This window comes from Candidatus Krumholzibacteriota bacterium, assembly GCA_034520215.1.
Lineage (GTDB): Bacteria > Krumholzibacteriota > Krumholzibacteriia > Krumholzibacteriales > WJIX01 > JAGHBT01.
This window is the reverse complement of the sequence record JAXHNR010000001.1, coordinates 1,047,291-1,071,460: the sequence shown is the minus strand read 5'-3', so window position 1 is coordinate 1,071,460 and position 24,170 is coordinate 1,047,291. Positions and strand designations below refer to the sequence as shown.

Annotated in this window: 20 protein-coding genes and 4 tRNA genes; 22 read left to right on the top strand and 2 right to left on the bottom strand. The window is 39.3% G+C overall.

All coding sequences use genetic code 11. The annotated features are described in order from the left end of the window. Positions 1-339 precede the first annotated feature (339 nt). Positions 340-2,004 carry a peptide MFS transporter gene (locus U5O15_04665; GenBank protein MDZ7859943.1) on the top strand — a complete coding sequence of 555 codons (1,665 nt, stop codon included), beginning with the start codon at positions 340-342 and terminating at the stop codon, positions 2,002-2,004. An 89-nt stretch (positions 2,005-2,093) separates the two neighbouring features. Here U5O15_04665 and U5O15_04660 read toward each other — a convergent pair whose 3' ends face one another. Further along, complete coding sequence (locus U5O15_04660; GenBank protein ID MDZ7859942.1) at positions 2,094-3,224, bottom strand: hypothetical protein; 1,131 nt, start codon at positions 3,222-3,224, stop codon at positions 2,094-2,096. Between the two features lie 326 nt (positions 3,225-3,550). On the opposite strand from U5O15_04660, the gene U5O15_04655 reads away from it, so the two are divergent. The 21 genes from U5O15_04655 (at position 3,551) to U5O15_04555 (ending at position 20,715) form a co-directional block, all read left to right on the top strand. Next, entirely contained in the window at positions 3,551-5,017 is a 1,467-nt protein-coding gene (locus U5O15_04655; protein ID MDZ7859941.1) for a BamA/TamA family outer membrane protein, read from the top strand. 10 nt (positions 5,018-5,027) lie between these two features. Then, positions 5,028-5,957 (top strand): ABC transporter ATP-binding protein, encoded by a 930-nt coding sequence (locus tag U5O15_04650; protein ID MDZ7859940.1) that lies wholly within the window; start codon positions 5,028-5,030, stop codon positions 5,955-5,957. Further along, a complete protein-coding gene (locus tag U5O15_04645) occupies positions 5,947-6,756 on the top strand; it encodes an ABC transporter permease (GenBank protein ID MDZ7859939.1) in 810 nt (269 codons plus the stop codon). The genes U5O15_04650 and U5O15_04645 overlap by 11 nt, the downstream gene beginning before the upstream one ends. A 63-nt stretch (positions 6,757-6,819) precedes the next feature. Then, positions 6,820-8,346: a VCBS repeat-containing protein gene (locus U5O15_04640; GenBank protein ID MDZ7859938.1), complete on the top strand. Its 1,527-nt coding sequence runs from the start codon at positions 6,820-6,822 to the stop codon at positions 8,344-8,346. Positions 8,347-8,526: 180 nt separating this feature from the next. Beyond that, positions 8,527-10,293, top strand: coding sequence for a DNA mismatch repair endonuclease MutL (gene mutL / locus U5O15_04635; GenBank protein ID MDZ7859937.1), 1,767 nt, complete (start codon positions 8,527-8,529; stop codon positions 10,291-10,293). 11 nt (positions 10,294-10,304) lie between these two features. After that, on the top strand, positions 10,305-11,225 hold the full coding sequence (miaA, locus tag U5O15_04630; protein ID MDZ7859936.1) for a tRNA (adenosine(37)-N6)-dimethylallyltransferase MiaA: 921 nt from the start codon (positions 10,305-10,307) through the stop codon (positions 11,223-11,225). 15 nt (positions 11,226-11,240) lie between these two features. Further along, a tRNA-Gly gene (locus tag U5O15_04625) sits at positions 11,241-11,313 on the top strand. Positions 11,314-11,394: 81 nt separating this feature from the next. After that, the gene (locus U5O15_04620) at positions 11,395-12,687 is read left to right on the top strand and encodes a DUF512 domain-containing protein (protein MDZ7859935.1); all 1,293 of its coding nucleotides are present in this window, start codon (positions 11,395-11,397) and stop codon (positions 12,685-12,687) included. Between the two features lie 12 nt (positions 12,688-12,699). Next, positions 12,700-14,028, top strand: a complete 1,329-nt coding sequence (gene der / locus U5O15_04615) for a ribosome biogenesis GTPase Der (GenBank protein ID MDZ7859934.1) — start codon at positions 12,700-12,702, stop codon at positions 14,026-14,028. 1 nt (position 14,029) lies between these two features. Further along, positions 14,030-14,644: a glycerol-3-phosphate 1-O-acyltransferase PlsY gene (gene plsY, locus U5O15_04610; GenBank protein ID MDZ7859933.1), complete on the top strand. Its 615-nt coding sequence runs from the start codon at positions 14,030-14,032 to the stop codon at positions 14,642-14,644. Further along, a complete protein-coding gene (locus U5O15_04605; GenBank protein ID MDZ7859932.1) occupies positions 14,645-15,682 on the top strand; it encodes an NAD(P)H-dependent glycerol-3-phosphate dehydrogenase in 1,038 nt (345 codons plus the stop codon). It abuts the gene before it with no gap. A 35-nt stretch (positions 15,683-15,717) separates the two neighbouring features. Continuing rightward, complete coding sequence (locus U5O15_04600; GenBank protein MDZ7859931.1) at positions 15,718-16,083, top strand: MerR family transcriptional regulator; 366 nt, start codon at positions 15,718-15,720, stop codon at positions 16,081-16,083. Positions 16,084-16,174: 91 nt separating this feature from the next. Then, positions 16,175-16,251: transfer RNA gene (locus U5O15_04595), tRNA-Pro, on the top strand. Between the two features lie 42 nt (positions 16,252-16,293). Then, a complete protein-coding gene (locus tag U5O15_04590) occupies positions 16,294-16,998 on the top strand; it encodes a glycosyltransferase family 2 protein (GenBank protein MDZ7859930.1) in 705 nt (234 codons plus the stop codon). An 84-nt stretch (positions 16,999-17,082) separates the two neighbouring features. After that, entirely contained in the window at positions 17,083-17,844 is a 762-nt protein-coding gene (surE, locus tag U5O15_04585; GenBank protein MDZ7859929.1) for a 5'/3'-nucleotidase SurE, read from the top strand. A gap of 109 nt (positions 17,845-17,953) precedes the next feature. After that, positions 17,954-18,442, top strand: coding sequence for a small multi-drug export protein (locus tag U5O15_04580; protein MDZ7859928.1), 489 nt, complete (start codon positions 17,954-17,956; stop codon positions 18,440-18,442). Positions 18,443-18,522: 80 nt separating this feature from the next. Then, positions 18,523-18,599, top strand: a tRNA-Pro gene (locus U5O15_04575). 58 nt (positions 18,600-18,657) lie between these two features. Beyond that, positions 18,658-19,221 (top strand): M23 family metallopeptidase, encoded by a 564-nt coding sequence (locus U5O15_04570; protein ID MDZ7859927.1) that lies wholly within the window; start codon positions 18,658-18,660, stop codon positions 19,219-19,221. Between the two features lie 12 nt (positions 19,222-19,233). Further along, the gene (locus U5O15_04565; GenBank protein MDZ7859926.1) at positions 19,234-20,046 is read left to right on the top strand and encodes an RNA polymerase sigma factor RpoD/SigA; all 813 of its coding nucleotides are present in this window, start codon (positions 19,234-19,236) and stop codon (positions 20,044-20,046) included. 19 nt (positions 20,047-20,065) lie between these two features. After that, positions 20,066-20,578 carry an adenine phosphoribosyltransferase gene (locus tag U5O15_04560; GenBank protein MDZ7859925.1) on the top strand — a complete coding sequence of 171 codons (513 nt, stop codon included), beginning with the start codon at positions 20,066-20,068 and terminating at the stop codon, positions 20,576-20,578. A 63-nt stretch (positions 20,579-20,641) separates the two neighbouring features. Continuing rightward, positions 20,642-20,715: transfer RNA gene (locus U5O15_04555), tRNA-Arg, on the top strand. Positions 20,716-21,298: 583 nt separating this feature from the next. On the opposite strand, the gene U5O15_04550 is transcribed toward U5O15_04555, so the two are convergent. Beyond that, a complete protein-coding gene (locus tag U5O15_04550; GenBank protein ID MDZ7859924.1) occupies positions 21,299-23,764 on the bottom strand; it encodes a SpoIIE family protein phosphatase in 2,466 nt (821 codons plus the stop codon). Positions 23,765-24,170 lie beyond the last annotated feature (406 nt).

Sequence of the window (24,170 nt, the reverse complement as noted above, 5' to 3'; positions counted from 1 at the left end):
CAGTTATCAGGATTGGCAAATGGAATAGGGCTTTCATTGCTGATGAGTGCGGCTGATTGGTATTTTCAAAACCCTCGCCGAGTGGCGAGCGGGCAAGGATTTCTGGCCCGAAGGGGCAGAAAGAGCGAGCCCGAGGTGCAGAGCGTACAATTCCCTCGCCGGGGGAATTGACCACGATTTTGAAAATATCAATCAGCCGCATACTGTTACAAATCATCGACTACCTTATAGGTTATAAAAATTGGGGAAACTCCACAAACTTTATTGATTGCAATGTTATTTTCAATATAGTACGATATTGAAAATGTTCTGTATTTCTTAAATCCTAAAGGAGAGGGTATGCTTAAAGACCACCCGAAAGGATTGTTTGTAGCCTTCTTCGCCAATATGGGCGAGCGTTTCGGTTACTACACGATGCTTTCAATCTTTGTTTTCTATCTTCAAGCAACATTCAAGTGGGACGCTCACACAGCCGGCCTTGTCTATGGGGCTTTTCTTTTTGGCATTTATTTCCTTCCACTTTTCGGCGGCATTATTGCCGACCAATGGCTGGGATACGGTAAAACAATAGTTATTGGTACTGTTGTTTTATTTGCCGGATACGCACTTCTTGCTATTCCGGACAAAGGTGTAATTCTCCTTGCTATTGCCCTGTTTGTAATAGCGGCTGGTACCGGTTTATTTAAGGGTAACCTGCAAGCTCTTGTCGGAAACATGTACGACGATCCGAAATATGAGCATGTACGCGATTACGCCTTTAATATTTTCTACATGGGCATTAATATCGGTGCCTTCTTCGCGCCATCTGCCGCCACTGCGGCCATTAACTGGATACTTGGAAAAGACGGCTTTTCTTATAACCAGAAGATTGTGGATCTGGGCAATAAATATATAGGCGGGCATCTTCAAAATACAACCGAGCTTATGAATCTTGCTAAAATTCAATTAGGCACTGTTCCCGCGGACTTGGGGATATTCTGTAAAAACTATTTAGAAAGTGTAAGTACAGCTTATAACGGCGCATTCGCTGTGGCTGCCGTCAGCATGGTAGTTTCGCTGGTCATATTTGTGTTTTTTAAAAAACACTATAAAGTCGCCGATATGACAGAGAAACAGAAAGCGGCGAGCGAGGAACATAAGGATCAGGTCGTAGAACTTTCACCAAGGCAGACCAAAGACCGCCTCTTCGCCCTTTACTTTGTTTTCTTCGTCGTAATGTTCTTCTGGATGACTTTCCACCAGAATGGATTCACACTGAGTATCTTCGCGAGGGATTACACGGCCAGCAAAGTAAGCGATATAACCTATACATTCTTCAGTCTGAAATCTTTTCTGCCGGTTATAGTTACATTGATCGGGCTTGTATTTCTCTTGAGGAAAGCAAGCAAAAAGAATGAGAAAATTATCGGCGGAATTTTGTTTTTTGTAGGTTTCATTGTCAGCTACTGGGTTATAAGCGGTTATAATGATTCTATGGATATAAGCCCTCAGATGTTCCAGCATTTCAATCCGATCTTTATAGTCTTTCTGACTCCAGTTGTAATTGGGTTCTTCTCATTTCTACAGAAGAAAGGCAAGGAACCCAGTACACCCAGGAAGATCGGTATCGGGATGATTATTACCGGTATTTCTTTCGGATTTATGATGATAGCTTCTATAGGCTTGAAATCACCACACGAGCTAGCGGGCGGAGTTTCAGATGTTACGAGAAGCCCATACTGGCTCATAGGAACATATTTTACAGTAACGATTGCTGAACTTTGTCTCTCTCCAATGGGTATTTCCTTTGTTTCGAAGGTGTCGCCTCCGAAATATAAAGGAACTATGCAGGGAGGCTGGCTTGCCGCAACAGCAGTCGGGAATCTGCTTGCCGGTCTTGTTGGTTATTTCTGGGATCTGTGGGAATTGTGGCAGTTCTTCCTTCTTCTCATTGTAATGTGTTTACTTTCCGCAATACTGATATTTTCCGTGATGAAAAAACTGGAAAAAGCATCACAGTCTTAATATGTAAGATAAGAGCCGGGGTTTCTGAGACTTGCCCCGGCTCTTTCTACATTTCAGGTTAATACCCCCCGGGGAAAGTATTATATTTTTTAAAATGTATTAGAAATACCAAATGGGAACAGTTTGAAATTTATTCCAAAACTCAAATCATTATCCTGACTTAGAGACATGAATATTCCCGGTGAGACATTCTTGATCTTAAAAAGCCCCGGGTAAAGATTCAATCTCAACATGTAATCCTGTGATTTAGAATAAATCAGTGAAGCTAAAAGAGAATTGTGGCGGTCATAAAATACACCCGCTGTAACAACAAGGTCAGCCGTCAGGCTGCGAAAGTTTGTGCTATTGCTGATATCTATTAATTTTTTAGGAACGAGTCCGGCTCCGAAAGAAATGCAATCGCCTCCGGGCCGCCTGAATGACAGCCCTAATTCCCCGTGAGTGCCCATATGGTAGAAAATCCCCTTACTCTCATCATCGTTAATCCAGTACTTTAAGACGAAATTCTGACCGATGTTCTGAACTGATCCCTTTTCAGGATTATAGCAAACCTGATATGACCAATCAGCCATATTAAGGGTTTCACTGAAGAAACGCGACACTCTGTCACTGTTGAAAAGCAATATTCCAAGGGGATCAAAAATATAAAGGTCTGCTATAGGGTCAGCGGAATAGCCTACGAATTTGTTGTTTTCTACTACTTCATTAAGAAGATGATACAGCGAAATAGTCAATATAGAATAGGTTCTGGGGTGTCCGTAATTGTGCATTTCAAACCACTCGGCCATCATCCTGTATGACATTCCGCCTCCAATAAGGTGCAATGTGTAATTAGGCCAGTAATGAGCGTCATTAGATTTTAAGCTGACGGGAAATAATTCATTCAGAAAAAATTTGCCCGCGCCTTCTCTTCCAATAGCGCCGAAAGGATCGCTGAGATTCATCCATAGGTTGTCAGCCCCGTTTTTAAAGTCTATATCTGAGAGCCTGTTGCTGCGGCTGTCAACCTGTAATATTCCTAATCCTCCATTTAGAATAAGTCTTATAGGATTTATAAGGGTTTCGCTGCCATAATCAAGACCATTATAGAAATAGTATCTTGTCTTGAGGGCTTCGGTGTCAGATTGTGCCGAAAGAGGCTTGCTGGAAGAAATAACAAGAGAGATTAGAATCATATATACACAGAATATAAATTTGTATTTCTTGAATATTTCGCGCATTGCCGGCTGCTTTCAATTGATCCTGTGACGCTTTTATCTTGTTATCTCTCTTAAATGATTCTTTTATAATTTGGATTAGAATAACTTTGGTCATTCACGCGGTCAAATTATGCCTGATTTTTATCCTTTATTATAATAATTTTGTTTATTCAACACAAAAAAGTAATTTTCAAAGTAGCCGAATTAATATTTAATTATAAGCGTTTCCTGTGATATTATAAAAATATATGAAACATAAAATAATTATAATTACCGCTGTAATACTCGGTTTAGTATTGCAATATCGGCATTTATCTGCAAGCAGATCATATAAAGATAATGAAAAAGTGGTTGAACTGTCCCCTCAAGAACTAACAGATATTCTGAAAAATAATAAGAATACTGTTAAATACGGCCCATTTATGATCTCGAGAGGGGATACTATAGAGGGAACATTGATAATCATTGACGGTTCCCTTGATATACAGAGCGGCGGATTACTTGTCGGAGACGCTTGGATAATAAATGGAAGACTGGTTCTCACGGGAAATGCCAAGGTTACTGGAAGAGTAAAGCTTGTTAACAGCGGTAAATTCGAATCCAGACGGGCGGAAATATCAGGGGGCGTTTTTTATTACAAATGCGCGTGTCGTCTGGACAGCCGGCAATTCGAAGAGAACGGAGAGATTGTGTTTATTAAGAAAGAGGACCCCTATGCTTTAAAAACAAAATATTCTTTAAAGCCGGGATATCCCTGCCGTGTTGATTATAATATTGTAAGAGCGGGCCTCGAACGTCACAATAATAAACACAAAGATCCCTATATATCATGGTACGCGCGTTTATTAGTTCCAATATGGAAAGAAACCGGAGGTTTCCTTGGCTTTAACGCGCAAATGAAAATTCCCTTTTACTCTGAGGAGTTTGATTTCGTGGCACGCGCCTTTAAGAAAACGGTTACAAACGATAAATGGCAATTATCACGTCTTGAGAACGGCGCTATAGTAGAACTCTGCGGTGATGATTTTGCGGATTATTACGAAAAAAGGGGGGGAGAAATAGGATTTATCTATGATTCAGGAGAGGCCCTTTCAGTAGAATCGGTGCTATCGTTTGAAAATGACATCTCATTGAAAGCCAGATCAATACCATCGATTTTTAGAGGAGATGACAAATTCAGAGTAAATCCGGCTATTGATGATGGAAAAAGACTTTCTTTAAGAATCGACCTTAATTTTGATACCCGTGACGAATCAGGATGGAAATATGACGGCTGGAAACTGGATTTTCTTTTTGAGAAAGGTATAGCGGATGGCCCCGGAGACTTTTCCTATTCCGCTTTTAAAATGAATACGAACCGTTATAATGAAATTACAGAGGGATTCAAATTCGATGTGGGATTTAAACTCTTTTCATCTTTTGATGAAATTCCCCGGCAGTTAACTCATTCCATTAATGGATACGGGGGGATAAGGGGGGTCGAAGACTATCCCTTTACGGTTCACAGAGGAGACAGATTGGCGCTTGTATCCGGAGAGCTGAGAAGCGAGCTGCCCAAACTGCCCTTACTTGATATTTTGTTCACGAGAGCCGAACTTCTCCTTTTCTCAGATATTGGCATTTTAACCGATTCTGACAATAAACATTCACCTTTCGGATTCTTGAGTAAATCTTTTGAAGAATGGAGAAAAAGTGCCGGCGTAGGAATCTCGGGGAAATCCTTCTTGCCTTATATTGGTATTTATGTAGCAGAAGATCTTGAAAGTGAAAACTTTACACCCCGTATAATTATTCGAGCTCAAAGATCGTTTTAGGAATTATATTATGATAACCAGAAAAGCACCTGTACTTAATATTGAGAATCTAAGTAAAAATTACGGTAGAACCAGGGCATTAAGAAACATAAATATTGTTCTGGATTCTCCGGGCGTTTATGGTTTTTTAGGTCCTAACGGGGCCGGTAAAACAACTACTTTTAAATTGATTTGCGCTCTTCTAAAACCATCACGGGGACGAATACTCATAGGTGGTAAAGATGTTCAAAAGGATAAAAAAAGAGCTTTGTCGAGGGTGGGAGTTCAATTTGATTCTCCGGCATTTTATCCATATCTTACCGGTTCGGAAAACCTGAGATTAATTACAAAATGGTCGAGAAATACAGAATCGACAGATATTGAAAAGCTTCTAACATTCGCCGGATTGAGAGGGACGGAGTCTAAAAAAGTAAAAGAATATTCATGGGGCATGAAACAACGCCTGGGTCTAGTTTCAGCACTTATCGGGAATCCGGAACTGCTTCTTCTTGACGAACCTACAAATGGCCTTGACCCTGCCGGTATTGCAAATGTGCGTGAGTTTTTACCCAGACTTGCTCACGAAGAGGGGAGAACCCTGCTTCTGGCTTCACACCGAATGGAAGAAGTAGAGCAGGTCTGCGACAAAATCATAATCATTAATAAAGGAATTATTGTTGCTTCGGGCAAACCGTCCGAGCTTTCCTGTGGGAAGACAATCGAGTTAGTTTTAGATGATACTGATTTGGCAGTCAAGTTACTTAAAAAACATTTTAAAGGCAAAGGCGTAATTACTCTATCAGATAACAAGATACAACTAATTGAACCCGGCCTGGAAACCGATGATATCAAAGCGCTTTTAAGGGAGAATTCAATTGATCTAAAGAAGATTAACAAAAAGAGAGAATCACTGGAAAGTGTATTCCTCCGGCTAACGAAGGAGGATATTTATGAATCGTAACTTTTCGGCAATTATTTCCACTGAAATTTACAAACTCAGAAGGAACAAAATGAGATTTGTTGTTCCAGCGGCATTTTTTCTGCTTACCATTCTTGTTTTTGTCGGCTTGAGCGCCGCGGCCTTAAGGAACTATTTTGGCCTGCCGAACGGTTTCTATGTAACATCTGCCAGCTTAAGCTGGTTAATAAATATAATTGTTCTTACCCTCGTTATTATTACTTCGTTTCAGATTTCTAATGAATTTGCAATGGGCACGGTTAAATCAGTCTGGGTAAGTCCCGTGTCAAGAAGAACTTGGCTTACAGGTAAAATTATTTATCTATGCCTTATTGCCGCTTTATTGCTTTTTTGTTCGACAATTCTTGTATTATTTCTTTCCTGGATTAAATTTGGTTTAACGAATCTGGTTGAGAAAAATTACGTTATTCATTCCGCGTCGAGCCTTGGCTTGAGACTTCTTCTTGTTCTATCGCTCTCTCTATCGACTTTGTTCGCGGTTGTTTGTTTTACCTCCGCTATTTCAACTCTATTCTGCCGACCGGGTTTGTCAATAGCGACTGTACTGTCTTTTGGCTTTCTTATGATGGTAATTGGGATCCTGCCCGTACTTAAAGGATTTTTATTGATCACTTATATTTCATCCCCGTTAGAACAAATGACCGCAATGGCCAAAGGCCTACCTCTCCCTTTTTCCTGGTCAGAGCTTATAAAGAAAACGTTAACTGTCTCAGGCGTGTATATGATCATTTCAATAGCAGCGGGACAATTGTTCATCACAAAAAAGGAAATAAAATTTTGAAATATTATATGTTATCCTAAGATTAGGGAGTAAAGATCAAAAATGACAAAACAAAGAGGTTTAATGAGGAAAGCGATAATAAATATTTGTCTGGTAATATTTACTTTTATAATTACTCCGGAAAGTTCTTCAGCTGATGATAAAGATTACTTTTTGATATCAAAACTGGGAGTAGCTGATAAGCTGCAGGATATACATATTGAAGACGTCGACTTTGACGGTTTAAAAGACATTCTGATAACACACAGAAAGGGATTATCCCCTGATGAATCAAGGTGGATATCCATCTTTTACCATAGTCCGGATGACGGTTTTTCACCTGCGGCAGATCAGTCTTGGGAAATTGACACTCTCGCCTCAATATTCGATACGGGGGATATTATCGGTGATAAAAAGAAGGAGATAATCTATTCTACCGCGAATGAGATAAGATGCTACTCAATTGACGGTGCTTTCTACAACAATACTCCTTCAGTCATTTTTCCGGTCGAAGGTATGATGGTTTCACCATCCAGGTCGTATATTCCGCATGTAAACTTCGTCAGAGACTGGAACGAAGACGGCAGAGATGATATCGCCGTATTTCGATTTGACGGCTTAACTATTTTTTCACGTGATTCTACAGGTGATTTTACATCTCAAAACAGTGTTAACGTAAAAATAGATACACGAGTCAGGGAATGGAATTCTTTCAAAGATGAAACTTTCATAACTTCAGGACTTACTTCTTCTTTCTCATTTCCTTCGATCAACTTGATTGATTACAACAATGACGACAAACGCGACTTAATAGTAACAAACGACGATAAACTCTCCGTTTATCTGAGGATGAATGATGGTGGTTTTTCTACTGAGGTTCAGAAAGAAAGAAATTTCGATGTACGTACGAGGAAGGAAAAAATAGAGGGCACAAGCAACCTGACAACAACTATAAATGATCTCGACGCGGACGGATACGCCGATGCTATCGTAACGAAACAAACCTCTAAGGGGCTTACGAATTTACGAGGTGTTTTGAACATATTCCGCGGCAGCCCGGATGATTACAGTGATTCGCCGCAACAGGTTATAATTTCCGAGGGAACAGCATCCGCTGAAACCATGATCAGCGATGTCAATGGTGACGGACGTCTGGATCTTATAATGCCTTCTGTGAAGATAAGTATTACATCGATAATCCGCATACTGCTTACAAGATCGTTGCCTATAAATTTTAATATCTTTCTTTTAAATAAAGATGGATCTTTTTCAGAAAGACCTGATTTTTCAAAAGAAGTAAAACTCAAAATCGATTTCTCCGGAGAAACCGATACACCCGCGATGAATCTCGAGGGTGATTATGACGGCGATAAACGGAAAGACTTTGTTTATGCTACTGATGAGGATGAACTCTCAATATACCGGGGTGTAGAGGATGAAGATAAATTATTCTCGGATGATGCTGCTGTAGAAATAAACGTTAATGCCTTTGGGAGGCTTTCAGTCTACGATCTGAATGACGATGATTACTCAGATATTATTATCCGCTACAACGTAAACACGGAATATGATGGAACTGCCACAGTACTTATAAACCTTGGCCGCATCTGATAATTTGATAATTTATTCAAGCGCGACCGATAAACTATATGGGGAACTGTCTTTATAGAAGGGGGTTGAATCTTTTCTTGTTCGATAGATTTTACGTTGCCCGCCCTGTATAAGGTGTGTTATCTTAGAACACGCTTCGCGAGTCTTGTTAATAATTGAGTTGTGAACAAGAGGTATTTATTGGCTTCTATCAAAACGTTATCAGAAGAAACCGCCGGGAAAATAGCAGCCGGCGAAATCATAGAAAGACCTAAAAATATTGTCAAGGAACTGATAGAAAACTCTCTGGATGCGGGCGCAACAAAGATTTCTATAACCGTCAAGAATGGGGGGAAATCGTATATCGAGGTGAAGGACAATGGTGTTGGTATTCCTCAGGGAGAAATTGCTATGGCAACGGATAATTACTCGACCAGCAAAATTTCTAATTTCAACGATATAGAAAATATCAAAACTCTTGGATTCAGAGGAGAAGCCTTAGCGAGCATAAAATCTGTCAGCCGCCTTACTATAGTATCAAAGTCGGGTGGTGAAGATGTTGGAACAAAGATGGTCTGGAAGGGCGATAAATTCATAGAGAGAAGCCCGGTACCCAGAAAAGAGGGAACTACTGTTATCTCCGAGCAACTCTTCTTCAACCTGCCCGCGAGAATGAAATTTCTATCAAGTGATTCCGCCGAACTCAGGCGAATTACCGCCTTCGTTCAAAAATTCAGTCTTTCTTTCCCTCAAATCGGTATCGTTATGAATGGAAATGGCAGAGAAATATTTTCTTTTAATCCAGCTGAACTTAAAGACAGGACGGAAGACGTCTTTGGGAGCGACATATTCCGGGATCTAAACTATTTCGATTCTGAAAGTGGAAGGCTCAGAATCTTCGGTTATACTTCTTCCGCGGAATTAACAAGAGGAAACAGAACATTACAGCATTTTTTCGTTAACCACAGATACGTCTCAAACAAAGTTATGGGATACGCCTTAAAGCGTGCTTATGAATCTGTTATACCCTACAATCGTTTCCCCGTCGCCGTTATATTTCTTGAAATACCACCTGATATGATAGATGTTAATGTACATCCTACAAAATCAGAAGTCAGATTCAAAAACGAGAGAGATATTCACAGTCTCATATTTTCTTCTATACGGAATATTGTAAAAGGGGAAAAAACAATCTCATTCCAGAATAAGGTAGAATCTGTATACAGAAGCATATTCCCCGCCGAGAATGAATCAAAAAACATCCGAGAGACGGGGAGAGAAGAATCACCTTCTGTTACAAATATAGAATATTATAAAGCGAGCAAAGCTGACGGTGACATGAACGATGGTGTTTTTCGAGAATCCCCTGAATCCCTCTTTGAAAAAGGTAAAGATAAAAGTCCCTTCGAATCAACAAAATTATACTGGCAGCTTCATGACAGTTATATATTGATACAGATCAGAGGAGGAATGGTTATAATAGATCAACACGCTGCTCATGAGAGAATTCTTTATAACCAGGCAAAAAAGAACATAGCGGGGGATACCCCTGCTATTCAATCATTGCTTTTTCCCGCAACAATTGAGTTGACTCCCGGGGAATATAAGAAGTTCGAAGATTACTGGGAAATACTTCCCCGTATCGGATTCGAAGTGGAGCCGTTTGGTATGAGGACAATTGTTGTGAGGGGTATCCCGGCCGGAGTTAAAAACTGGAATGAGGGACTACTTCTGCGTGATATACTTGGCGAGATAGGAAGAGATAAAACGGAGCTTGAAGAAATTCTAAAACGTTTCGCGTGCCATTCCGCTATAAGATTCGGTCAAAAGCTCACAAGAGAGGAGATGGAAAACCTGGTTGACCGGCTATTCGCTACAGATTTTCCCTTTACCTGCCCTCATGGACGCCCGACAATACTCCGCGTGAATCTTTCTGATCTGGAAAAACGTTTTAACCGATCAGTTTAAACGGAGTAAAAATGAAAGCAATTATTATTATGGGGCCCACCGGAATAGGCAAAAGTGATCTGGCAATGAAACTAGCTCTTAAGTTAAAAGGGGAAATAGTCTGTATTGATTCAAAAACAATATATAAGGGAATCAATATAGGAACATCCAAACCAACAGAATTTGACCGTAGCAGGGTGCCGCACCACATGCTTGATATTCTTGATCTTGATGAAAAGTCTAATGCCGCTTGGTTCTCCAAAAGAGCGAGAAAAATAATTGGCGATATTTTTTCCAGGGGAAAGACCCCATTCCTGGTGGGAGGCTCAGGATTATATTTTAAGAGCATTCTCCGCGGCCTCTTTGATATTAATCTTTCGGAGGATGAGCGAAAGGAGTTTTCTGAAAGCATCACTAATGTGGAAACTCCCGAGCTCTACAAACGGCTTCTGAAGTGTGACGAAGAAAGCGCCGAAAGAATTCATCCAAATGACCTTTATAGAATATCCAGAGCCCTCGAAGTATATACACTTTCAGGCATACCCCTGAGTGAACATATCAGAAAACAAAATGAGTCTGACATATTCAATCTTCAATCTGTGAAAATAGGTCTTAATACCGAAAGATCCATTCTTCATCAGAGAATAAACAACAGAGTTGAAAAAATGATAGGGAACGGATGGGTTGATGAAGTTAAAAACCTTCTTGCCGCGGGAATAAAGCCCCAATGGCCGGGAATGCAAACTCTGGGGTATCCCGAAGTGATATCCTGTTTGCGCAATATTATTGATTACAATGAGATGAAAGAAAAAATATCAGCGCGAACGAGGCAATACGCTAAAAGTCAGATAACCTGGTTTAAAAAGGAAGAGAAAATCACCTGGATTAATACTTCAATGACCGATCCCTATACTGCTGCTCTCAAGCTACTTGACAGGGAGTTCTTAAATTGATATTTTCATTCTTACGCGGGCGTAACTCAGTTGGTAGAGTATCAGCTTCCCAAGCTGAAGGTCGCGGGTTCAAATCCCGTTGCCCGCTTTTTCTTTTCTTGTTCTTCATAATATTTGATGTTTGGTGAAAAATAACCCTGTTTTTATATGTAAGGATAGAAGAAACAATATGGGAGTACGAATAAAAAAAGTCTTGGATGAAACAGAAATCTTTCATCCCGGCGATGAAATAATTAAGATTAATTCCTTCCCGGTTGAAGATCAACTTGACATGATATTTCACATGGATGACATCGGCGAAATAGATCTTGTTATAAAGAAAAATGACGGCCGAATCATGAAGGAAACTATAGAAAGTTCCAGTTTAAGTAAAATCGGAGTCCTATTTGAGGAAATGAACTTTATTAAATGCCGCAGTAATTGCATTTTTTGTTTTGTAGATCAAATGCCTAAGGGATTGAGAGGCACACTCTACAAGAAAGATGACGATTACAGATTGAGTTTTCTTTACGGTAATTATGTTACCTTGAATGATATAAGAAGAGAAGAGATTGACAGAATAATAGACTATCATCTTTCACCCATTTATGTTTCTGTTCATTGTGTAAATAAAAGTATTCGTGAATATTTATTTGGGCGTGCAATACCTAATAATATTCTGGAATTATTAGAAGGTTTAGCTGATGGAGGTATTACTATACACGCCCAAATAGTAGTAATTCCGGGCATAAACGACGGAAAGGTACTTGAAGAAAGCATTGATAAACTCTCCGAACTTTATCCCGCGTGTAAATCTGTAGCTGTCGTTCCCATTGGACTTACGAAACACAGGAGAAACCTTCAGGATATTAAAGGCTTCGATAAAGATAATGCCGTGAAACTTCTCGAATGGGCTGAAAATAAAGACAGGCAGCTTACGGGGTGGCCTGAAACAAATCAGAGGTTTTTCTATCTTTCGGACGAATTCTTTTTTCTCGCCGGGAAAAAGATTCCAGACAATAATTATTACGGAGATTTTGATCAGTCGGCAAATGGTGTCGGAATGTCAAGGCTATTCATAGAGGAGATAAGAAGTGAAATCAAGAACCTAAGACGACAAACTAATATTGCATCCGAATTCACCGTTGTTACCGGGAAAATGGGATATAATCTGATTAGCGAATACGTAATACCGCTCATCGAAAGGGATCTAGCTGGACTTAAAATTAATCTGATATCTGTACCAAACAAACTCTTTGGAGACTCTGTTACAGTATCCGGCCTGCTATCCGGAAGGGATATTATTGAAAAGGTCACTAAATCCGAAAATATCTCCGGCCCCATTGTTTTGCCGCCTAACTCTTTTAATAATGAGGGTCTGTTGATTGACAACTATTCAATCGCCGACCTTCGCGATGAATTGAAGAAAGAGATAATTGTTCCGGAAAGCAATTTCCTGGAAAATACTATAGTTAAAACATAAAAAGGAAGAATCATGAAGCAACTCCGCAGTGTTGCCATAATAGGAAAACCGAATTCCGGGAAATCAACGCTTTTTAACAGAATAGTAGGCGGAAGGCAAGCGATAACACACGCGGCCCCCGGGGTAACAAGAGATACTATGAGAGAAAAGACCAGCTGGAACGGAAAAGAATTTACAGTTGTTGACACTGGTGGATTCGACTCAGAAGGTGACGATACGCTCCAGCAGGAAATAAGGAAAAGGATTGTAAATTCAGCCGTCAGCGCTGATGTGATAATATTTCTTGCGGATCTGAAAACAGGTCCAACTTCGGAAGATATGTTGCTTCTTAAATCGGTCAGGAAACTGCGCAATAAGATTATATGTGTAGTGAACAAGGTTGAGAGCGGGAATGATGAAATTGAATCAAACGATTTCTATTCCCTCGGTTTCAGCAGACTCTTTACAATAAGTGCTCTCCACGGCAGGGGAATAGGGGACATGCTCGATGAAGTAGTATCCAGATTACAACAACCTAAAGATACTTTTCATTCAGTCGATGATGATATCATTAAGATCGATTTGATTGGCAAACCGAATGTGGGCAAAAGTTCTTTAGTAAACAAACTGGTAGGAAAGGAAGAAAATATCGTATCTGAAGAACAGGGGACGACAAGGGATACTATAAACCTCCGCTTTAAGTATTACGGCAAAGATGTTGTTATCACTGATACTGCTGGGATAAGGAGAAAATCAAAAAAGAGCAGGGGACTGGAAGGTCTTACCAGCCTAAAAAGTGAAAGAAGTGTGGAAAATGCCGATATTGTACTCGCAGTTATTGACGTCTCAAATAACAGGATAACAAAACAAGATATAAAAATAATTTCACTGGCACATAAAGCTAGAAAAGGAATTATAATTCTACTGAATAAATGGGATCTTGTAGACAAGAAGGATCTAGATTACCCCACTTTCAAGAAAGTTATTCATAAATCAATTCCATTTGTAGAATATGCGCCTATCATTACTGTTTCGGCAAAGACGGGAACGAGAATAGGAAATATTCTACCAAAATGTTTTGAGATTCAAGGGGAGAGAATAAAAACAATACCTACAGCAAAATTTAATAAGTTCTTAAATAAAGTCACATCAATAAATCCACCTGGCTATTACAAAGGAGGAATTGGAAAAATATTCTACGGAACACAAACTGACACTAAGCCCCCTACCTTCACCCTCTTTGTAAACAATCCTTCCTATTTTCCTCGATCTTATAGACGTTATATCAATAATCAGATAAGAAAAGTGTTTACCTTTGAAGGCACAGCTGTTAGAATCCGATTCAGATCAAGGGAGCACTAGGATGGAATTATTAGTAAATATTTTATTTGTTTCTGCATCTGGTTATTTACTGGGATCCATACCTACAAGCTTTATCCTCGGAAAGATATTAAAAGGTGTTGACCTCAGGGAATTCGGTAGCGGAAATCTAGGAGCCGCAAATACATTCAGAGTGCTGGGAGCTAAAGCGGCTGTACCTGTGCTGATAATCGATATAGGAAAAGGTTTTCTGGCCGTTAAAGCTGTTTCTTTATTTGGTATTGACAGCAGTACATTTATTGCTTTAGCAGCATTTTTTGCTGTTCTCGGTCATAATTATTCTATATTTGTCAGATTTTCCGGAGGCAAGGGAGTCGGAACCACAACCGGGGTTTTTCTCGCGATCGCACCTTTCGCTGTCGCTATATGCCTGGTTGTCTGGCTCTTACTTCTTTTTTTTACAAGAATTGTGTCACTTGCAAGTATGTCAGCGGCATTATTTTTGCCTATTTCACTGATATTAATGCGTTTGTTCTTCGGATATGAAACAAGTATTGTAATAATTGCTCTCTCTATAATTGTTGCAACAGCAGTAATATACAAGCATAGATCTAATATAAGAAGACTTAAACTGGGTACGGAAAAAAGGATATTTTAAATGACCACTTCAAAAAGCAAAGAAAGAAAGAAAGAACAGATTACCGTATTAGGTTCCGGAAGTTGGGGGACTACCATTGCTATACTGCTGAATGAGAATGGTCATGATGTTATTCTATGGGAAAAATTCCCAAAACTCGCGGAAGCAATAAGACGGGACCATGAAAACAAACGTTTTCTTCCTGGAATTTCCATACCCTGGTCTATTAAGATAACATCGGATTTGAACGAGGCCCTTGAGAATTCAAAATATATTGTATTTGCTACACCCAGTCACACTATAAGGGATGTAGCCCGTCTAACAGCTTCCCAGCAGAATTTTGATAAAAATTCTATCATAATTGACGCCGCTAAAGGACTCGAGAATAAAACCCTTTGCCGTATGAGTACCGTTCTCAGTCAGGAACTTCCCCAGAGTAAGAGGCTGATAAATTGTCTTCTCGGACCAAGCCATGCCGAAGAAGTAAGTAGAAAGATGCCGACTTCTGTGGTAGTAGCAGGAATAAATAGACCTGTACTTGAAAAGATACAGAATCTTTTCATGACTGAGAATTTCCGCGTTTACACTAACACTGATATCATAGGCGTTGAACTCGGCGTTGCTCTTAAAAACACAATAGCTATAGCAGCGGGGATATGTGACGGTCTGGGTTATGGAGATAATACAAAGGCGGCTCTTATTACAAGGGGGCTTGCTGAGATAAAACGCCTCGCCAAAAAACTTGGCGCCAGAAAAGAAACCTTAAGCGGGCTTTCCGGTATTGGAGATTTGATAGCCACTTGCATGAGCAGACACAGTAGAAATCGGTATGTGGGAGAACAAATCGGCAAAGGTAAAAGTTTAAAGGAGGTTCTGGGGGATATGGTAATGGTAGCCGAAGGTGTCAAAACCACGAAAGCTGCTGTGAGATTAGGTTCAGCAGAGGGTGTTGAATTGCCAATAGCAGAACAGGTCTACAGTGTTCTATTTCACAGAAAAAATCCCAGAAAAGCTATGAGAGATTTAATGCTTAGAAAAGCAAAGAAGGAAATGTATTGATATAAGAAAGCCCCTCGGATAAAGGGTAGACAACTATGACAAAATTCAATAACAAATTGTACTATTCAATAGGGGAAGTTAGTAAGCTTGTCGGTGTTAAAGCACATGTGCTTCGTTACTGGGAATCTCAATTTCCGGTACTAAAGCCAAGAAGGAGCAAAGCTGGAAACAGAACCTACAGAATCAGAGATATAAAATACCTTCTAAGTATACAAAAACTCCTTCATGAAAACGGTTTCACCATCTCCGGCGCGAGAAAGAAACTCAAAGATTCAGGAAACAACCCCGATGTTCTTATTGAACAGCTGAATATTCCCTTTTCTGATCCGCAGAATCGCAAGATTCTTCTTTCAGTAAAAAAGGAACTCGCCGAGCTAAAAAAAATGATTGATGAATTATAGTCTCATTCGAAATAACCGGATTCTTTAACTTACTTGCTATTAGAGATTTATCTTGTAATTATTAATGGCAAAGGTTAAATTGTTTGCATGTCGGGGCGTGGCGCAGTCCGGTAGCGCACTTGCATGGGGGGCAAGTGGTCGCTGGTTCAAATCCAGTCGCCCCGACCATTTTTAATTCAAAACACAGAATAGCTTTTATGTTATAACTCTTTGTTTACAGTAATTATTATGGAAAAATGCTATGAAAATATTGCTGTGGTAATTCCCGTCTATAATGAAAGTGACCATATAACAGCGGTTGTCAAAGAAGTCAAAAACTATATTAAATTGGAAAATATCCTTATTATCGATGACGGATCAGATGACGGCACAGCTGATATGGCGGCAGAACTTGGAGTAAAAGTGATCAGTCACGAAAAAAATTACGGAAAGGGCAGAGCTTTAATCACAGGGTTTAATGAAATCAAGAATTCTCCTGATATTTCCGCCCTAATTACTCTAGATGGAGACGGCCAGCATAACCCTTCATATATACCGAAATTTATTACGAAGTTTTTGGAAACCGGCGCTGATATAATTATCGGAAACAGGATGAATAAGACTGCCCGAATGCCCGCTTTGAGAAGACTCAGCAATAAAATTACATCTCTTATTATAAGCAGTTTAACGGGATCAAAAATCCCAGATAGCCAGTCGGGATACAGACTCATCCGAACATCAATAATAAGAAATATGATTTTTAAGAGCACTCACTTTGATACAGAGAGTGAACTGCTTCTGAAAGCAGCGAAAAAAGAAGCAAAAATAGGTTTTATTTACATCGATACTATCTATTCGGAAGAAAAAAGCAAAATAAATCCATTTATTGATACATACAGGTTTTTATCGCTGGTTTTAAGGAGATTTTTCTGGTAGATTCTACTCTCTATCCTACTTCTAAAAGGATACAGGAATACAAGTACTGGTAAATATGAGCTGCTGGAAAGTTAACGGGAAGTTATGAAGGATAACATAAATATTCTAGTCACAAATGATGACGGTATAAGGGCCTCCGGTCTTAGAGCTCTCGTAGATATTCTAAGTAGTATAGGCAATGTTATAGTAATAGCCCCTGAAGTCGAACGCAGCGCATCAAGTCATTCTATAACACTGAATAAACCGTTAAGAGTTCATGAGTACGGTAATTCCTGGTTCAGCGTGACCGGTTCTCCGGCAGATTGCGTTATAATGGCGGTATACGGCATTATGGACAGTAAGCCGGATATAGTTGTCTCCGGGATTAATCATGGTCCTAATATGGGAGAAGATGTTATCTATTCAGGTACTGTTGCCGCTGCTATAGAAGGTTATATTCTGGGAATAAATTCGATAGCTATATCTGTTACTTCCCGCAAGAATAGGGATTTCACAGTTGCATCCAGCGTTTCCGGAATGCTTGTGAGGAAGATGATACAGAAAACTATTGATGATAAACTTCTTCTTAATGTAAATATCCCCTATATCGGAGAAGATAAATTTAAAGGTATTAAAATAACCAGCCTTGGTTCAAGAGTCTATAATGACATGATAATTGCAAAAAAGGATCCAAGGGGTGATAATTACTATTGGATAGGGGGTGGAAAACCCGGCTGGAGGGACGAGGATAAAACAGATTTCCAGGCTGTCAAATCCGGATTCGTCTCCGTTACTCCTATATCAATCTCAATGACGGATAAAGAGAGAATACCGGAATTGGAAAGTTGGGATTGGGGCAGCTTTTAATAATCTTCTTAGAATGAGAATCTTTCAATTATTTATTATCTGGTACTATGATTGCTTACTTATAATTAAAATAGAATTTCCATCTTTACAGGATTTAAGGGAGTAGATATTGAGTGCAGCGTTTCAAGCTTTAGGCAGAATCCCGGCAGAATTTATTGTTTTTTTTATAGCCTCACTTCCCATATCAGAGCTTCGCGGTGCTATTCCATACGCCCTGGCAATCGGTATAAGCTGGCAAAAGGCCTACATTATTTCAGTTGCCGGTAATTTTCTTCCCGTTATACCTATACTGCTTTTCCTGGGTAGAATTTCGGAATCGCTGTCAAATCGCTATAGTTTCTTCGATCGTTTCTTTACCTGGTTATTTGAAAGAACCAGGAGTAAAAGTGAATTAATAGAAAGATTTGAAGCTTTAGGGCTAATTTTGTTCGTGGCTATACCTCTTCCCGTGACTGGCGCCTGGACGGGTTGCGCGGCAGCTTTTATATTTAGAATTCCTTTAAGGCACGCGATCCCTGCTATAATTGCCGGAATCTTTATATCAGGAACTATAGTCACATTGGCCAGCCTCGGTGTTATTTCCTTCTGGGGCATTTAATCACTTAAGGTTGATTTATAAGGCTTTGAAGTTGATTCATTCAAGCTGGTGAATTATAATTAGCATGGCAATGATTTTGTCGGGGCGTAGCGCAGTTCGGTAGCGCGCCTGCTTCGGGAGTAGGAGGTCGCTGGTTCAAATCCAGTCGCCCCGACCATTTTCACTAAAGAGAAGTTGTCAGTGTTATTGATAAAAAGATTATTCCCAAAGTGAATATGTTTAACGAAAATCCAACAAAAAGGGCATTATTAATAACCGCCGTGCTGCTTTTCTATTTCGGTTGTTCCGAAGCTCCAATTTACCACGGCAAACTGGGAAGAAGAAGCAGCAAAAAAAAGATTTCTACCACTAATAATCCGAACCCGTATATAGCTATTAAATTTTCTCCCCCCGTAAATAACTACAGTGCCGGGAGGATTACAAGCAGTTTCGGAGTTAGAAACAGTCCAAATTATAAATATAAGGAACGTCACACCGGGATTGACATTGACACAACAATGGGTGAACCTGTTGTCGCCTCCGCTTCGGGTAAAGTTGCCTTCGCCGGCAGAAGGAATGGCTACGGTAAAATCATAATTGTAGATCACGGAAAACGTATTCACACAATTTACGCACATCTTTCTTCGATACTTTGCAAAATGGGAGATTACGTAAAAATCGGTCAAAAAATAGGAAAAGCCGGTAAGAGCGGAAGAACAACCGGAACACATCTTCATTTTGAAATCCGCGTGAAAGGTAATGCCGTAAATCCGATCTTATATATAGACAGGACCCTTTAAAAAAAGAACCTTATGAAAAAAATAAAGGATATTGAAGATTTTCAGCAGAGATATTTCCTTGAAGTGGGTAAATATCCGAGGCTGACAAAAGAAGAAGAGATAGATCTGGCAAGGAAGGTTCAACAGGGTGATGAAGAAGCCAAAAAAAGACTCATTATGTGTAATTTGAGACTCGTAATAAGTATTGCCAAATCATACCGAACATATAATATCTCTTTCCTGGATCTTATAGAAGAGGGGAATATGGGGCTTATTAAAGCTGTTGATAAGTATGATCCCGAAAGGGGGTTCCGTTTCAGCACATACTCCTCATGGTGGATAAAGCAGTCGATTTCCAAAGCAGTTTCAAATTATTCCCGCACTATCAGAATTCCCATCCACATATTAAAATTGATCAGCAGTTACTTCGAATTAAAGAATAGCAGGGACAATCTAGACATTGATGAACAAATAAAACAACTCGGAATATCCAGAAATAAATTTATAATGCTCGAAGAACTTATAATGAATATAAAGGCGCTCGATATGTCCAGCAGCATTGATACGTACAATCAACTGGCTGACGATTTTCAGGTTGAAGATGACGTAAACCCGGAAAAAATAATTCTAAGACAAATCGAGAATGAAGAACTGGCTGATATAATTGAAAGATTATCTGAAAGGGAAAAGTATATATTGAAAATCAGGTATGGTCTTCTCGACGGGGAAACACATACACTTGCCAGCATTGGGGAAAGAATAAATGTTTCAAGAGAAAGAGTAAGGCAGATCGAGAAGCGTGCGCTAGGTAAATTGAAGCTGTTGATTGATTCTCAAGAAGAATAACAGAGGAGAAAACGTGAAAATTGATATGAAAGAAGTGATTCGAAGCATAGCTGATTTTCCGATAAAGGGAGTACTCTACCGCGACATCACGCCGCTGCTTCTTTCCAATGAAGTATTCAGTGAGATATGCGAAAGGATTTACCACAGATACTCAGATCGTGAAATAGACAAAATTGCCGCTATAGAATCCAGAGGGTTCATATTCGGTTCTGTATTGGCCTCAAGATTGAAAAAGGCTTTAATTCTGGTCAGGAAAGAGGGGAAATTGCCCTCAAAGAAAATAAAAGAAAGTTATTCACTTGAATATGGCGAAGAATGTCTAGAGATGCACGTAGATTCGATAGAAAAGGGAGATAAGGTACTTATTATCGATGATCTACTCGCGACAGGAGGAACAGCTGCGGCAACTTGCAGAATGATCGACAAACTTGGCGGTGAAGTGGAAGAATTATGTTTTCTGATCGAACTTTCAGATCTTGAAGGCAGAAAAAAACTCAGTGATAGAAAAGTGTTTTCATTAGTGATTTATTGAGCAATTTTATTTGCCATCTTAGTGTTAAATCATTAAAATACTATTTGATATTATCGTTAATTTGCCCCCGTAGCTCAGGCGGATAGAGCATCGGTTTCCTAAACCGGGTGTCGCATGTTCGAGTCATGCCGGGGGCGTTTTTAAAATGCTTTTTTATTATGCCGGATTATTAATATAGATAAAAAAATAAATATTCCCGGTAAGACACCCCATCTCATCGGGAATATTTAAATTTAATAACCAGTGCAATCTGCTTGCTGCTTTACTTCAGCCACCACAATAGATCAATTATCAGAAATATAGGTAACATTTTTCACCTCCTGCTAATTATAATCTATACTGGCCAACTACGAAAAATATTCCAAAATAACTTATTCCTCATTAAGTTATTTACTTCTTCAAGGCGCATTTATTGTGCCGGACAACAGAATATGGAGGATATAATAATTATGCAAAATAACTGATCTATCAAAATTTAAGTAATTACATATACTTATGGGAATAGATTATACAGTATTTATATAATCTTACGGTTTACAATTTCACAAATCTAATAAATAGAGTGGCCGGTAAAATGCCACTCATTCACAGTATTATTGCAGTAATAGAAAATATATATAATTATAAAGATGCGCGGTAACCTATAATTGTATAATTATACTATAGTTTATATAGGATTATAAGATTAACCTCAGAATACCTGTGATATTTATTTAAGTTTTAATTCTTTTTTAAAATTATAACCGTAGTATCGTCCTTTATTTTTTTATTGCCAAAATCCTCTAAGCAGTCGAATAATTTATCAATCAATCTATCTAAACTAAGCCGGTAATTCTCAACCATGAATCCAAGAAATCTTTCGAATCCGAAATAATTCCCTTCATCATCCTCCTGATCAATTACTCCATCCGTAAACGCCGCGAGCAGATCGCCACTCTTTAATTTGACCGCCCCTTCAAGATAGGTAGTATTTTTTTCAATCCCGAGAACAAGGCCCCCTCTTTTCAATCTTTCTATTTTACCGTTTCGTTTGATAATTACCGGAGGTACGGCTCCAGCGTTTGTATAATTGAGTATACCTGTTCGTTCATCGTATAGAGCATAGAATAAAGTTGCATGGCGAATAGTGTCGCTCTTTTCAAATAGGTTGTTATTCAAGTAGTAAACTACATCGGCACATTTACGTTTTAACTGAGTCTGAGCACTTAGAGAAGCCTGAATCGTGGACATGAGGAAAGCAGCGGGTATTCCCTTCCCGGCGACATCTGATACAGCGAGCCCTGTAATCCCCGCCCCCATGTCGAAGAAATCGTAGAAATCTCCTCCAACTTGCTTGCTTGTTTTGATTTTAGCCGCGATTTGCGCCCCGCGCAGAGTGGGGGGTGAACCCGGTAGAAGTTTCTTCTGGATTACGCTTGCTATCCTGATTTCGTTATCGAGTTCATCTTTCTCGAGGTTGATACGAGATAATTCCAAATTTCTCAAAGAAGCGGCAGTTCTCTCTCCAAGAAAATTCAGCAGTTCCGAATCCTCGCTCGTATATATGCCTCCGGATATTTTAGGCCCCGCTAAAATAAACCCTTTCAAAACATCATCTACTGATATAGCTACAATAGTAGAATTTTTGTTTAAATTGACAAATTCGCGCGAAATTCTATCGAACTTATACTTGACCCACATAGAGTCAAAATATTCAAGCATTAAAGGGGATTTCTTTTTTTTGGTCTCACGGAGCAATTCAATTTTCTTAGGCAGTTTTTTTACTACTATTTCTTTATCCTCCGGATATATATAACTAAGCTCAAAATGAAAGTCATCTCTTGATAAGAATACCTGGACACTTTCAGGCTGAAAGATACTTACTATCTCTATTGCAACACAACTTATAATCCCTTCAGCGCTTTTATACGAACGGATATTATGTGAAAATTCCATGAGGGATCTCTTTAAATCTCCGCGCTTGTGGTAGGAATATCTGTCAAATATACTGAAAACCATAGATCTCGCGGGAACGAAGATAACCGCGAAAAAGATTATCGCTATTGCCGAAAAATAGTACTGATTCAAATCAAGAAGCTGAGCGGTTTTACTTTCCGATATTTGATTGATAACATAATAAACTGCTGTAAATAGCAGCGGAATAACGAGATATACGATCACTCTCTTTAAAACCAATCTCAGATTAAACGCGTCTTGTTTTAGAATCGCCCAACTAAAAGCTATTGAAATAAACGACAGTGAAATCCAGGAGAGATACAGATAATTGTAAGAGACAGAAATTGGTTTGACATGCATAACAAAAAGCATCACCGCCATTGGAAGTATTCCTGTAGCAACGCCGAAAATCACTATCCGGAATTTTGTTTTGAGTGCTTTGGGGGAAGCCCTGTAGGACCGAATAAAAATTACGGGGATTAATATCGCGTAGAACATCCAGTATAAAGATGTAATAGTTTCGTGAAAATGAATAATAGACCTGCTGACTGTGGAATTATAGTTAGCTAGAGAGAGAATAAAACTTATAGCGTATATTATAGTAGGCGGGTAGTAGAGGTATTTCTCCGCTTTGTAACGTGTGCTTCCCGTTTTAATAACACGTCCCGGGAACATGAGAAAGAAATGGAGGAAAAAGGCCGGCATAAAAATAAACAGAAGGTCATATATCAACTCTCCGCCGATATGAAGAATATCTGACGATACAACCGGTCTGTCCGTAAAAAGAAAGGCCATCACAAGGCAATTCATCGAGAAAAGAATCCCCATAATATCACTGCGTTTTCGAATAACCACAAAACCCGCCGTAATAAAGCTCAACGCGGAGATAATTAACCCGAATCTTTGAAGTTTCTTGGCGATCGATCGTTTTTCAACTCTTACTTTGATATCTATAAGTTCACCGTTTCGCTTAACTGTAAAAATAAAGGGGATTAAGTTAGTATTTCTGAAAATCAAGTATTTATAGTGATTCATATTGTTAACCCTGGTACCGTTAACAGCTACGATAAGATCGCCTATTTTCAGTGATGAGTTAAGGTTAGACCCGTCTTCTTCAATTTCTATGATTTCGAGGTTATGGTCTTTGATTCCGAGAGAAGGGGATTCTAAGAAATCTTCTAGTCCAAAATACCCTAGTATAATGATCAGTAACGCAGCAGCGATTATACCGCTTCTTATAAATCTGATCATTTTTACTCCTTATATAGTAGTTTCCAGTTTCTCATAACAGAAATATAATGTCAATTAGTTATTATTTGGAGTTCCCTCTGAAAATTCGGCAAGTATTATAATAACATTGCGAGATACAATCAGTTATCAGGATTGGTAAGTGGAATAGGGCTTTCATTGCTGATGAGTGCGGCTGATTGATATTTTCAAAACCCTCGCCGAGTGGCGAGCGGGCAAGGATTTCTGGCCCGAAGGGGCAGAAAGAGCGAGCCCAAGGCGCAGAGCGTACGATTCCCTCGCCGGGGAAATCGACCACGATTTTGAAAATATTAATCAGCTGCATACTGTTACAAATCATCGACTACCTTATAGGTTATAAAAATTGGGGAAACTCCACGTTATTATAAAGTGATTAATTTTATTAATA

Excerpts from the sequence above, each read along its gene's own strand:
- U5O15_04665 (MDZ7859943.1), top strand. The coding sequence starts at position 340 with ATGCTTAAAGACCACCCGAAAGGATTGTTTGTAGCCTTCTTCGCCAAT.
- U5O15_04660 (MDZ7859942.1), bottom strand. The coding sequence starts at position 3,224 with ATGCGCGAAATATTCAAGAAATACAAATTTATATTCTGTGTATATATG.
- U5O15_04650 (MDZ7859940.1), top strand. The coding sequence starts at position 5,028 with ATGATAACCAGAAAAGCACCTGTACTTAATATTGAGAATCTAAGTAAA.
- U5O15_04645 (MDZ7859939.1), top strand. The coding sequence starts at position 5,947 with ATGAATCGTAACTTTTCGGCAATTATTTCCACTGAAATTTACAAACTC.
- U5O15_04640 (MDZ7859938.1), top strand. The coding sequence starts at position 6,820 with ATGAGGAAAGCGATAATAAATATTTGTCTGGTAATATTTACTTTTATA.
- miaA (MDZ7859936.1), top strand. The coding sequence starts at position 10,305 with ATGAAAGCAATTATTATTATGGGGCCCACCGGAATAGGCAAAAGTGAT.
- U5O15_04620 (MDZ7859935.1), top strand. The coding sequence starts at position 11,395 with ATGGGAGTACGAATAAAAAAAGTCTTGGATGAAACAGAAATCTTTCAT.
- der (MDZ7859934.1), top strand. The coding sequence starts at position 12,700 with ATGAAGCAACTCCGCAGTGTTGCCATAATAGGAAAACCGAATTCCGGG.
- plsY (MDZ7859933.1), top strand. The coding sequence starts at position 14,030 with ATGGAATTATTAGTAAATATTTTATTTGTTTCTGCATCTGGTTATTTA.
- U5O15_04605 (MDZ7859932.1), top strand. The coding sequence starts at position 14,645 with ATGACCACTTCAAAAAGCAAAGAAAGAAAGAAAGAACAGATTACCGTA.
- U5O15_04600 (MDZ7859931.1), top strand. The coding sequence starts at position 15,718 with ATGACAAAATTCAATAACAAATTGTACTATTCAATAGGGGAAGTTAGT.
- surE (MDZ7859929.1), top strand. The coding sequence starts at position 17,083 with ATGAAGGATAACATAAATATTCTAGTCACAAATGATGACGGTATAAGG.
- U5O15_04570 (MDZ7859927.1), top strand. The coding sequence starts at position 18,658 with ATGTTTAACGAAAATCCAACAAAAAGGGCATTATTAATAACCGCCGTG.
- U5O15_04565 (MDZ7859926.1), top strand. The coding sequence starts at position 19,234 with ATGAAAAAAATAAAGGATATTGAAGATTTTCAGCAGAGATATTTCCTT.
- U5O15_04550 (MDZ7859924.1), bottom strand. The coding sequence starts at position 23,764 with ATGATCAGATTTATAAGAAGCGGTATAATCGCTGCTGCGTTACTGATC.